The 12,890-nt window shown below is 38.5% G+C and carries 9 protein-coding genes and 1 tRNA gene; all 10 read left to right on the top strand.

Annotation, left to right across the window (positions count from 1 at the left end; genetic code table 11):
* The first annotated feature begins 71 nt into the window (after nucleotides 1-71).
* The 10 genes from PEPE_RS07390 to PEPE_RS07345 all read left to right on the top strand — a co-directional run bounded on the left by PEPE_RS07390 (nucleotide 72) and on the right by PEPE_RS07345 (nucleotide 12,881).
* Complete coding sequence (locus tag PEPE_RS07390; RefSeq protein ID WP_011673711.1) at nucleotides 72-2,723, top strand: cation-translocating P-type ATPase; 2,652 nt, start codon at nucleotides 72-74, stop codon at nucleotides 2,721-2,723.
* Between the two features lie 12 nt (nucleotides 2,724-2,735).
* Nucleotides 2,736-3,170 carry a hypothetical protein gene (locus tag PEPE_RS07385; protein ID WP_011673710.1) on the top strand — a complete coding sequence of 145 codons (435 nt, stop codon included), beginning with the start codon at nucleotides 2,736-2,738 and terminating at the stop codon, nucleotides 3,168-3,170.
* A gap of 90 nt (nucleotides 3,171-3,260) precedes the next feature.
* Entirely contained in the window at nucleotides 3,261-5,429 is a 2,169-nt protein-coding gene (locus PEPE_RS07380) for a Tex family protein (RefSeq protein WP_011673709.1), read from the top strand.
* Between the two features lies 1 nt (nucleotide 5,430).
* Entirely contained in the window at nucleotides 5,431-5,877 is a 447-nt protein-coding gene (locus PEPE_RS07375) for a SprT family protein (RefSeq protein WP_011673708.1), read from the top strand.
* 79 nt (nucleotides 5,878-5,956) lie between these two features.
* A tRNA-Leu gene (locus PEPE_RS07370) sits at nucleotides 5,957-6,042 on the top strand.
* A gap of 488 nt (nucleotides 6,043-6,530) precedes the next feature.
* Nucleotides 6,531-7,502, top strand: coding sequence for a mannose/fructose/sorbose PTS transporter subunit IIA (locus PEPE_RS07365; RefSeq protein ID WP_002833231.1), 972 nt, complete (start codon nucleotides 6,531-6,533; stop codon nucleotides 7,500-7,502).
* Nucleotides 7,503-7,529: 27 nt separating this feature from the next.
* A complete protein-coding gene (locus PEPE_RS07360) occupies nucleotides 7,530-8,336 on the top strand; it encodes a PTS mannose/fructose/sorbose transporter subunit IIC (protein WP_011673707.1) in 807 nt (268 codons plus the stop codon).
* Between the two features lie 17 nt (nucleotides 8,337-8,353).
* Complete coding sequence (locus tag PEPE_RS07355; RefSeq protein WP_002833234.1) at nucleotides 8,354-9,265, top strand: PTS system mannose/fructose/sorbose family transporter subunit IID; 912 nt, start codon at nucleotides 8,354-8,356, stop codon at nucleotides 9,263-9,265.
* A 109-nt stretch (nucleotides 9,266-9,374) separates the two neighbouring features.
* Nucleotides 9,375-9,755, top strand: coding sequence for a DUF956 family protein (locus PEPE_RS07350; protein ID WP_002833235.1), 381 nt, complete (start codon nucleotides 9,375-9,377; stop codon nucleotides 9,753-9,755).
* 195 nt (nucleotides 9,756-9,950) lie between these two features.
* A complete protein-coding gene (locus tag PEPE_RS07345; protein WP_011673706.1) occupies nucleotides 9,951-12,881 on the top strand; it encodes a sigma-54-dependent transcriptional regulator in 2,931 nt (976 codons plus the stop codon).
* Nucleotides 12,882-12,890 lie beyond the last annotated feature (9 nt).

The following is a 12,890-nucleotide window of genomic DNA, read 5'->3' as shown; positions in this document are numbered from 1 at the left end:
AAAAGATTCCTTGCGCACATGGGTCTTTTTTCATACCCAGCATTAAAAAATAGCTAGGAGGAAAGGGAATTATGCACAAAGAGCAATGGCAGTTAACGGTAGAAGAGGTTTTGAAGCAGGAACAAAGTAATAAAGAGCGTGGTTTATCTGCTAGTGAGGTTCAAAAAAGAACTGAACAATACGGAAAAAATGTTTTAGCAACCAAAAAGAAAACCACTCTTTTACAGAAGTTTATTGAACAGTTTAAAGATTTGATGATTATCGTATTGATGATTGCAGCCCTGATCTCCGTCTTTGTTGGCGAAGGAGTGGATGCAATGATCATCATGCTAGTAGTTATTTTAAATGCGGTTTTTGGAGTATTCCAAGAAGCCAAGGCTGAGGAAGCGATTGACGCACTGAAAAGTTTAGCTGCTCCTCAAGCGCATGTTCGCCGAGATGGAAGAGTACAAACGATAAAAAGTGAGGATTTAGTCCCGGGCGATATCGTTCTGCTCGAAGCTGGTGATATCGTTCCAGCAGATTTAAGATTAATTGAATCTGCTTCAATTAAGATGGAGGAAGCTGCACTAACGGGTGAATCTGTACCAGTAAATAAAGCAGTTGCTCCCATTGAGGGAGAAAATCCGGCACTAGGTGATCGTAAAAACATGGCATTTATGAATAGTAATGTAACGTTTGGTCGTGGACTAGGTGTGGTTACTGGAACGGGAATGCAAACTGAAGTTGGGCGAATTGCCGACTTAATTAATAATGCCGAAGAAACCATTACTCCGTTGCAACGGAACCTGATTAAGTTGAGTAAAACTTTAACTTGGCTAATTTTAGGTATTGCGGTGGTAGTATTCATAGTAGGGATGTTACGTGGACAAGAAACCTTAATTGACATGTTATTAACAGCAATTTCTTTAGCTGTAGCGGCTATCCCAGAAGGATTACCAGCTATTGTTACGATTACTCTAGCACTGGGAACGCAGCGGATGGCTAAAAGACATGCTATTATTCGAAAATTACCAGCAGTCGAAACTTTGGGAAGTACTGAAATTATTGCTTCAGATAAGACAGGGACATTGACCCAAAATAAAATGACTGTGGAAAAAGTATTTGTGGATAACCAACTCCTGAATGCCGAAGAGGTTATTCCAGATACTAAACAAAAGCTATACGATTTAATGATTTTAAATAATGATACTAAAAAAATTGAGGGAGAATTGATCGGTGATCCTACGGAAACCGCCTTGATTGCATTCAATGATTCCAAAAATTATCAAGCGGACGAAGTTATTAAAAGTTATCCACGGGTGGCTGAGGTTCCATTTGACTCCGAAAGAAAATTGATGTCTACTATTAATGCTTTGGAAGATGGAAGATATCTTTTAACAGTGAAGGGTGCTCCAGATGAGTTGTTGAAACGAACTACTCAATATGTGGAAAAGAACCAAATTCTCCCAATGAATGATGCTGAAATCAAACTAATTCGGGCGACAAATCACAAACTAGCTACACAAGCTATTCGAGTATTAGGATTTGCTTACCAGATTTTAGACGAAATTCCTACAGCCTTAGATAGTGAAACTGTGGAAAAAGATTTAATTTTTGCTGGTTTAATTGGAATGATTGATCCAGAACGGACCGAAGTTGCACAAGCTGTTAAAGAAGCCCAACAAGCAGGAATCCGGACCTTAATGATTACTGGTGATCATCGTGATACAGCGGGAGCGATTGCCAAACGTTTAGGAATGATTGATGAAGATGAAGTTGATACAGCTGTAATCACGGGAGCCGAACTTGATCAACAAACGGATGAAGAACTAGCTCGAAATGTAGATAAATATGCTGTATACGCACGAGTGGCACCAGAACATAAAGTTAGAATTGTAAATGCTTGGCAAAAAAAGGGGAAGATTGTCGCCATGACTGGTGATGGAGTTAATGATGCCCCATCCCTGAAACAGGCAGATATTGGAGTGGCAATGGGAATCACTGGTACTGAAGTTTCCAAGGGGGCCAGTGATATGGTCCTTGCAGATGATAACTTTGCCACCATCGTAGTTGCTGTAGAGGAAGGACGAAAAGTTTTTGCTAATATCCAAAAGGCAATTCAGTATCTTTTGTCGGCTAATTTAGGTGAAGTATTAACTTTGTTCGTAATGACCATGATGGGATGGCAAATTCTAGCGCCGGTTCATATTTTGTGGATTAATCTGGTCACTGATACGTTCCCTGCTATTGCGTTAGGACTTGAACCAGCTGAAAAAGACGCGATGAAACAAAAACCGCGTGGTAAAAATGCAAGCTTCCTATCAGGAGGCGTGGCTAGTAATGTGATTTACCAAGGAATTTTAGAAGGGGCTATTACTTTATTTGTTTATGCGATGGCACTCCGTTTTCCAGATCATGCTACGGCTACTCAAATTCACGCAGATGCGTTAACAATGGCCTTTGCAACATTAGGCTTAATCCAACTATTTCATGCGTTTAACTCAAAATCAGTTCATGGTTCTATTTTTAGTGCAACAACGCTAAAAAATAAGTTCTTCAATTGGTCAATTGTAATTTCGTTTGTGCTATTAGCCGCAACAATTGTGGTGCCAGGATTAAATGATTTATTCCATGTTAGCAACCTAAATCTCCACCAATGGATGATTGTAATTTTTGCATCATTATCGATGATTGTGATTGTCGAAGTGGTAAAATTAATACAACGTACTTTAAAAAAATAGTGGAGAGATTAAATGAGAGCTAATATTCAAACTTATGCTGGTACAATTTCCAAATTAACTGAAATACTTGAACAAACAGGAGACCAGGTCGATCCATTCTTTCAAGAACTAAAAAAATGGATGCAGTTGGGACAAGTTGCTGATCTAGATCAAGTTAAATTAGCAGAAATTAAGAATCAATTTCAGCTGGCTACAGATAACTACCGTTCAATTGAAAAAGAACTTACAGAAATGCAAGCTCCTATCAAATTTATCGGGAAACACCAAAATTTGAAACATGATTATCTTCGATATATTGAAGAATGTCAAAAAATGGTGGATACGATTAATCCAGAAGCTAAAAAAGTTAATGCTGAAGATTTTAATGCTTCTGAAAAGGCTCAAGCAGAAATTATGGGCCAAATTACCAAGACGTTAACTAGAATTATGAATATGCTGCTTGCATAATGTTTAATATAGCAACATGAGAGGTTGAGGGAGAAGTTGGTTCCTCAGCCTCTTCTTGTTAGATTATTAAGATAATGGGAGAAAATGATTTTGGAAGAAAAAATTTTAAAAATTGTCGGAACTAAGTTAAAAGATTATCGAGCAAATCAAATTAAAGCTACACTAGAAATGCTAGAGGATGGAAATACAGTTCCCTTTATCGCTCGGTATCGAAAAGAACGAACTCAAAGTTTAGATGAAGTTCAAATTCGGGAAATTCAAGCAACGTACCATCAGACTGAAACACTTGAAAAAAGAAAAGCCGATGTTTTAAAAAATATTGAAGATCAACAAAAATTAACTCCAGAATTGGCGCAAAAGATTCGTACAGCCGACGCCCTACAAACGGTAGAAGACTTGTATTTACCCTACAAACAAAAACGGCGGACGAAAGCGACAATTGCTAAGGAAGCAGGTTTAGAACCGATTGCAACCTGGATTTTGGGTTTTCCACAAGGAACTTTAGCTAAGCAACTTCAAAGTGCGATTAATCCAGAACAGGATCTTAATAGTGTTGACGATGTTTTAGCAGGAGTTCACGAAATATTAGCCGAAGCCTTCTCGGACCAGGCTGATATCCGTGAATGGGTGCGAAGTTATACCAAAAAAAATGGACGATTAACGGCAGAAATAAAGCCCAAGGGCCAAGCAATTGATGAGAACGGTGTTTATGGGATTTACTATGACTTCAGTGAAAAACTGAATCAAGTGGCCTCCCACCAAATTTTAGCGATTAACCGAGGCGAAAAAGAAAAGGTCCTACGAGCTAAAATTGAGGTTGATCCTCAAGGAATCGAACGATACCTTCACTTTCGTTTGATTGGTAAAAAGACCGGCGAAGCAGTTGGTATAGTCGAAGATGCATATCAAGATGCTTATAAACGTTTTATTGGCCCAGCAATTGAACGTGAATTACGTGCAGAACTGACTGCTATGGGCGACCAACAGGCTATTAAGGTGTTTGGTGAAAACTTATACCATCTCTTGATGCAAGCTCCTCTAAAGGGAAAAGTAGTCTTAGGTTTTGACCCAGCTTATCGGACCGGTTGTAAGTTGGCGGTTATTGATGAGAACGGTAAATTTTTAGATAAATTAGTGATTTATCCACATAAACCAGCTTCAATGGAAAAACGAGCTAAAGCCGGAAAACAATTAAAAGATTTCATTGAGAAGTACCAAGTTGAAATGATTGCAATTGGAAACGGAACAGCAAGTCGCGAATCAGAAGAATTTGTAGCTAATTTAATTAAAGAAATTAAGCGTCCCATCTATTATGTAATTGTCAATGAAGCAGGAGCGTCAGTTTATTCTGCTAGTAACGAAGCCCGAGAGGCATTTCCAGATCTTCAAGTTGAAGAAAGAAGTGCGATTAGTATTGGACGACGCTTACAAGATCCTTTAGCAGAATTGATTAAGATCGATCCTCAAGCAGTTGGAGTCGGTCAATATCAACATGATGTTGCGCAAAAAGATTTACATGAACAACTTGATAACGTCGTTGAAACGGCCGTTAACCAAGTTGGAGTTAATTTAAATACTGCTAGCCCAGAGTTGCTAACCCATATTTCGGGGTTAACTAAAACAACCGCTAAAAATATTGTTAATTTTCGAGAGGAAAATGGAAGCTATCATTCTCGCAAACAATTAAAAAAAGTCCCTCGCTTAGGACCTAAAGCCTATGAACAAGCAATTGGTTTTTTGAGAATTGTTGATGGAGATGATATTTTGGATAATACCGGAATCCATCCTGAAAGTTATGCAGTTGTTAAACAATTAGTGCAGTTATTGGGACTAAAATTGCAAGACATTGGTAAAGCGGAAGTTAACGAAAAACTACAGGGAGTGCAGGTTAAAGCAGTCGCTGAACAGCTTAACGTTGGCTGGGAAACTTTAGCTGATATTATCGCCGAATTACAGAAACCGGGACGTGATTTGCGAGATGAAATGCCGGCGCCATTACTTCGATCAGATGTTCTAACGCTAGAGGACCTTAAACCAGGGATGGAACTTCAAGGGACAGTACGAAATGTAATTGATTTCGGAGCATTTGTAGATATTGGGGTTAAACAGGACGGTTTAGTCCACATCTCAAAACTAAAGAAAGGTTTTGTAAAGCAACCCAGCGATGTGGTTGCGGTCGGGGATATTGTTAAAGTTTGGGTTGAAAGTGTAGACGTTGAACGCCACCGAATTCAATTAACAATGATTCCTAAGGATTAAAATGACAGATTTAGAATTGCAACAATTAACTCAACGCATTGCTCAAGAGTCCTTTGGCAAAAGTTTTCCGTATAAGGTGGTCTTTAATCAACGTTTAAAAACCACTGGTGGTCGCTATCATCTAAATGATCATCATATTGATATTAATCCGTTGATGCTGGAAGAATTCGATGAAGCGACCTTGATCGGGGTTATTAAACATGAACTAGTGCATTATTTTGTGCATATGTTAAACGAGAAACCAGATCATCGAAACCCACATTTTCAGCAGTTGTTACGAGCGGTGGGAGGATTAAGGTATGCTCCAACCACCTCTAAGCGTCGGCGAACTCCTCCCAAGTTACTATATCAATGCCAAGGTTGTGGATTACAATACCCCCGACAAAGGCGGATTAATACACGCAAGTATGTGTGTAGCAAGTGTCGCGGACGACTCAAATTATTATAAATTAGATTTTTTAAAATAAAACGTAAAAAAAGTCTTGCTAGCAGTAGGTAGATTTGATACTATTATCTAGTAAGCTTTTGCGGCCATGGCGGAACTGGCAGACGCGCAGGATTAAGGATCCTGTCCGAATTTACTCGGGTGGAGGTTCGAACCCTCTTGGCCGCATCAATAAAAAAGGACTCCTAGAAATAGGAGTCCTTTTTGTGTTTCTAAGAACTGTTTCAATATTGACACACTTTTTAATACACAATTAGTGTATTAGTATCGATGTGTATTAATAAGAATGCTGATTCTACGGTATTTAATCATTAGTGTATTTTGGCACGGTATTTGCTTATATATAGGTGAATGCAAAATATGTTGAATTATCAATGTGTTTCGCACATCGAAGCGGGTTTAACCACTTTGATGGATGGATGTTTATCTGAGGAGAAGCCATTTTAAATTAAAACTTAAACTTTGAAAAACACGATGGGATTAATCAGTCCCATCTTTTATCCTAGATAATTGAAAGCGTTTTTTGAAAATTTTAATTTAAGTTGGTTTCCAAACGAATAAACGTTCAATTTAGATTTAAGTTACAGGTTTTAGAACTTATTTTATTTATTTTTTGATTAAGCTGTAACAATATAATATGGGAGGTATACAGACAGATGGTTGGAATTATCATTGCTAGTCACGGCGAATTTGCTAAAGGTATTTTGCAATCAGGTTCAATGATCTTCGGTGAACAAGAAGACGTTAAAGCTGTTACATTAATGCCAAGTGAAGGCCCTGACGATATCAGAGCAAAACTTCAAGAAGCAGTTGCTTCTTTTAGTAACCAAGACGAAGTATTATTCTTAGTCGACCTATGGGGAGGCACTCCATTTAATCAAGTTAACAACTTGTTTGAAGAACACAAGGACAAATGGGCAATCGTTGCCGGTTTGAACTTGCCAATGCTAATCGAAGCTTATGCTTCACGTTTATCAATGGAATCAGCACAAGAAATTGCTGCTCATATCATTGAAACTGCTAAAGAAGGGGTTAAGGTTCGTCCCGAAGCTCTTCAACCAGAAGAAGCTCCAAAGGCAGCAGAAAGCGCACAAGTTGCTTCTGGTCGTCCAGGACACTTCGATTATGTCTTAGCTCGTATCGATACTCGTTTACTTCATGGACAAGTTGCTACAGCTTGGACAAAGACGACTAAACCAGATCGAATCATCGTTGTTTCTGATAACGTTGCTAAAGATGAACTTCGTTCTTCAATGATCAAGCAAGCTGCTCCATCAGGAGTTAAGGCTCATATCGTTCCTATTGATCAAATGATTAAACTTGCTAAGGATGATCAACATTTTGGTGGAACCCGTGCCATGCTATTATTTGAAACACCACAAGATGCTTTGAGAGCAATCGAAGGTGGCGTTCCACTTAAGTCATTAAACGTTGGTTCAATGGCACATTCACCTGGTAAAGTTCAACCTAATAAGGTATTGGCTTTTGACCAAAATGATATTGATACTTACAAGAAGTTGGAAGACATGAACGTTGAACTTGATGTTCGTAAAGTTCCAACCGATTCAAAAGACAATATGGATGCAATTATGAAGAAAGCTCAAGATGAGCTTAACGCAAAAAAATAATTTAATTATAACGGAGGATTAATAATCATGGCATTGAATGCAATTCAAATGATTTTAGTCGTTATCGTAGCGTTTTTAGCTGGTGTGGAAGGTATCTTGGATCAATTCCATTTCCATCAACCAGTAATCGCATGTACTTTAATCGGCTTAGTAACTGGTAACTTAGTACCTTGCCTTATCTTAGGTGGTTCACTTCAAATGATCGCTCTTGGTTGGGCTAACGTTGGGGCTGCTGTAGCTCCTGATGCTGCTTTGGCTTCTGTAGCTTCTGCTATTATTTTAGTTTTAGGTGGCCAAGGTAAAGCTGGTGTTTCATCAGCTATCGCTCTTGCTGTTCCTTTAGCTGTAGCTGGACTATTATTAACAATCATTGCTCGTACACTTGCAACTCTTATCGTTCACGTTATGGATGCTGCTGCTAAAGAAGGTAGCTTCGGTAAACTTGAAGCATGGCACTATGTTGCTATCTGTATGCAAGGTTTACGTATCGCTATCCCAGCTGGATTGATTCTTGCAATCGGTGCTGGTCCCGTACGTAGTTTACTTGCTGCTATGCCTGCTTGGTTGACAGACGGTCTATCAGTTGGTGGTGGTATGGTTGTTGCCGTTGGTTATGCAATGGTTATCAACATGATGGCTACTAAAGAAGTTTGGCCTTTCTTCGCGCTTGGTTTCGTTTTAGCAACTATCCCTGATTTGACACTTATCGCTTTAGGTACAATCGGTATTGCTTTGGCTCTTATCTACTTAACCCTTTCAAAAATGGGTGGTTCAAGTAACGGAGGCAACTCAGGTTCCGGTGATCCGCTCGGCGATATAATTGATAAATACTAAAAGGAGGCCAACAGAAAATGCAAGAAAAAGTTCAATTAACTAAAAAAGATCGTATTCATGTTTGGTTACGTTCAACATTCCTTCAAGGTTCATGGAACTACGAACGTATGCAAAATGGTGGTTGGGCATATACATTAATCCCAGCTCTTAAAAAGTTATACAAGACAAAAGAAGACCGTGCCGCAGCTTTGACACGTCACATGGAATTCTTTAATACTCATCCATACTTAGCTGCACCTATCCTTGGTGTAACAATGTCTCTTGAAGAAGAACGTGCTAATGGTGCTCCTATTGATGACGTTGCGATTCAAGGGGTTAAAGTTGGTATGATGGGACCTCTTGCCGGTGTTGGTGATCCGGTATTCTGGTTTACAGTTAAGCCAATTATTGGTGCTTTAGCTGCTTCACTTGCTTTGGGTGGTAACATCCTTGGACCAATTCTTTACTTCGTACTTTGGAATGCTATTCGTATGGGATTCACATGGTATACACAAGAATTTGGTTATAAAGCTGGTTCAAAGATTACAGAAGACATGTCTGGTGGTTTACTACAAGACGTTACTAAAGGTGCTTCAATCTTGGGTATGTTTATCCTTGGTTCATTGATTAACCGTTGGGTTACTGTTAAGTTCACACCAGTTGTTTCAACTGTTAAACAAAGTAAAGGTGCTTACATCGACTGGGCAAACCTTCCAAGTGGTGCTAAAGGAATTCAAGAAGCATTGCAACAACAAGCTGCTGGTCTTTCATTAACTCCAGAAAAAGTTACAACATTGCAAGATAACTTGGATCAATTAATTCCAGGACTTGCTGGATTACTTCTAACACTTCTTTGCATGTGGTTACTTAAGAAGGGTGTTTCTCCTATCGTTGTTATCTTTGGTTTATTCATCGTTGGTGTTGTACTTCACGTACTCCACGTTATGTAATAAACTTAAATTAAGTCTGGGCTATGGCCTAGGCTTTTTTTATTAAAATTTTTGGTGAAATGTACCTTAAGTATTATAATTGGATAAAAAGAAGAATGGAGTAATTTGAATGGCTCAATCAATTAATACAAAAGCAGATTTGGTAATCGATGCTACCTCATTTTTGGGGATGGGTGATTACGGAAAAATTATGATTGGCGATCACGGTTTTGAATTTTTTGACAATCGTAATGTTGAAAACTTCATTCAAATTCCTTGGGAAGAAGTTGATACAGTGATTGCTTCCTTGGTCTTTGGGGGTAGATGGATTCCAAGATTTGCCATTAAAACTAAACGAAGTGGAACCTATAGTTTCGCTTCTAAAAAAACCCATGAAGTTTTAAGAGAAATTAGAAAACATGTTGATGCTGACCGCATGGTACGTTCGTTAGGGGTTTGGGACGTAATCAAACGAGGAGTAATGAGCATTTTCAAGCGTAAAGCTAAATAATAATTAAATAATCATTTGAAACTATGCTAAAAAGCGATTTGAGACGACCTGATTAAAGCAAGTCTAAAAAATATTTGGACGAGGGACGGAAAGATGAGTTTTTTAGCATAGTTTTTTGTTTGAAAGCGTTTGTTTTGAAACTGTGTTAAACTGTATTGTATTAATTAGTGTATTAATACAGATTGCGGTGAGAAAATGAAAAGACAAGATAGAATTTATGAATATGTTATTGAAAATACGCAAAATGTTTCCGATACGGAATTAAAGGAGCAAGCTGCGTTAACGACGAGTTTAATCGCAGAGAACTTGAACATTGCTCGAAGCAATGTTAGCAAGGAACTAAATGAATTAGTTCGTAAGAATAAGTTATCCAAGATTAGTGGACGGCCTGTACGTTATTGTCGACCTTTGACAAAAGAAGGACAACTTCCCAAACAATCCAGTCAAGATCCATCTAGCTATCACATTGAAGATGGTATTAGTGGAATGGACCTGGGGAAGAAGAAATTAGCAGGTACCCTTGAAGAACCCACTCGACCGGTTACTTTAAATAAAAATACTAATATTTTTGATCGAATGATTGGCAAGAGTCGAAGCATGCACAACCAAATTGAACAAGCCAAGGCAGCCATGTTGTATCCACCAAGAGGACTGAACACATTAATTATTGGCCCGACTGGTTCTGGTAAAACATACTTTGCCAATGCGATGTTTGAATTTGCCCAAACCAAGGGTTTAATTGATCGTCAGCAACAGTTGGTAACCTTTAATTGTGCTGATTATGCACACAATCCGGAATTATTGATGTCCCATCTATTTGGTTACATTCAAGGTGCATTTACAGGGGCAAATGATGAGCAAGATGGCTTGATTCAAGAGGCCGATGGTGGGATGCTCTTCTTGGATGAAGTTCATCGACTTCCACCAGAAGGTCAAGAAATGATTTTCTATTTTATGGATCATGGTACTTATAATCGGTTGGGGGAAACTTCCAAGAACCATCATGCCGACGTTCGCTTAGTTTGTGCTACAACGGAAGATCCAGAAAGTTCATTGCTACAGACTTTTGTTCGTCGAATTCCAATTACCATTCAACTTCCGGCATTTAATAAACGTAGTCCGGAAGAACGAATTGACCTTCTACGTTCATTGGTAACAATTGAAGCCAACCGAACTAACAAAGAAATTACATTAACCGAAGATGTTGTCCAAGCTTTATTAGGTAGTGTTACGTATGGAAATGTGGGTCAATTAAAATCTAATATTCAATTAGTGTGCGCTAAGGGATTTTTGAACAATATCGAGAATGAAGGCGAAATCATGATTACAGCGGATGATTTGCCGTCAAATATTAAGGATGGATTACTAAATTTAGCCTCTAACCGGGCTGAACTTGGGGCAATTTCGAAGTTACTAGAACCCTACATGGTAATTAAACCGGGATCAACTTATGCAACTCCCGTTAGCCGTAAAGATAGCTATGAACTGCCCTATAATTTGTATGAAATCATTGGCGATAAAGCGATGATGTTACGTGAAGAGGGTCTTGACCAAGAAAATATCAATAATTTTATTACTACGGATATTAACCTACATTTAAAATCTTTCTATAAGAATGAATCAGACACTCGTCAAGCAGAAAGTAAACTAGCTGAAATTGTGGATAAAGGGATTATTGATTTTGCTAAACAGGTTCAGCCTAAGATTGAAAATCAATTAGATTATCATTTTAAAGAGAACTTTATATATGCAATGAGTTTGCATATTAGTTCATTTATTAAACGAATTCAATCTGGAAAACCGATGCGGTTGATGGGCAATGATTTAGTTGCAATGGTTAAGGATTATCCAGAAGAGTTGGCGGTTGCTAAATCGATTAAGGAAATGCTAGAACAGCGGTATGGAATGCCAATTCCTGAATCAGAGAGTTACTATTTAGCAGTCCTTTTAATTTCACTAAGAACGGTCCCAACTAGTAATGGTCAAGTCGGTATTGTGGTGGCAGCTCATGGAAGTAGTACAGCTAGTTCTATGACACAAGTCGTCTCTCAATTATTATCTGACAACTCGATTCAAGCTTTTGATATGCCGCTCGACATGAATCCGCAAACGGCGTATAAGGGGATTGTGGAGCGAGTCCGAGCTGCTAACCAGGGGGAAGGAGTACTTCTACTAGTTGATATGGGATCCCTAAGTACCTTTGGATCTAAAATCACGGAAGAAACTCAAATTCCGGTTAAAGTTATTGATATGGTAACGACGGCGATGGTCTTGGAAGCGACCAGAAAAGCTTCTTTTATCGATAGTGATTTGAACGATATTTATGCTGAACTACGTGAATTTCACGGATACTCCAGAGTTGCAATTGCGGATGAAAGTAACGTTGAAGAAAGAGCAGAAGATCTATCCATGATTTCTGGGAAACCCAAAGCGATCGTTGCGGTATGCTCCACAGGTGAAGGAACCGCCAAAAAAATTAAAGATTTACTAGATCAACTCTTAGTTCAAAATTTAATTGAGGATATCAAAGTTTTTCCGATCTCCATAGTAAACATGCAAGATCATATCCAACAAATTAACACCAAATATACGATTGTCGCAGCGACTGGAGTAATGAATCCACAAATTGGAGTACCATTTATGCCTCTTCAAACACTTTTACAGGGTGGAGGAGAAAAGTTCGTTCGACAGTTGGCAGAACGTAGCGAAGTATCATGGGTGCTTGATGAACAAGACTCTAAATTGACGCGTAGCGTTTGTCGTCAATATTTATCACAGTACTTTGTTTTCTTGAATGCGGATAAGTTCACGGATATTTTATGGAATTATGTGGATTACTTGGCAGAAACTAAGAAAGTGGAATTTAGTGAATCCTTCCGCATCAATTTAATTATGCATATTGCGGGAGCAGTGGAAAGAATGCTTACCAATAATCCGATGGAAACAGCACCGGAAGAATTGGCTGCGGTTCAGGATGAAGTGTGGTTTAAATTGATACAAAAAGCGGATGATAAGTATTTGAGAAGGATTCAAATTGAAATGACTCCAAGTGAAGAATTTTATGTTTATAAATTGTTGGAAACATGGCAAGAAAAAAATGATACAATCCTAAGTGAGGTAGATTAAAACTAATCT

It is taken from the genome of Pediococcus pentosaceus ATCC 25745 (assembly GCF_000014505.1).
GTDB classification, from domain to species: domain Bacteria; phylum Bacillota; class Bacilli; order Lactobacillales; family Lactobacillaceae; genus Pediococcus; species Pediococcus pentosaceus.
The sequence above is the reverse complement of the archived record's forward strand: the minus strand, read 5'-3'. Positions and strand labels throughout refer to the sequence as shown.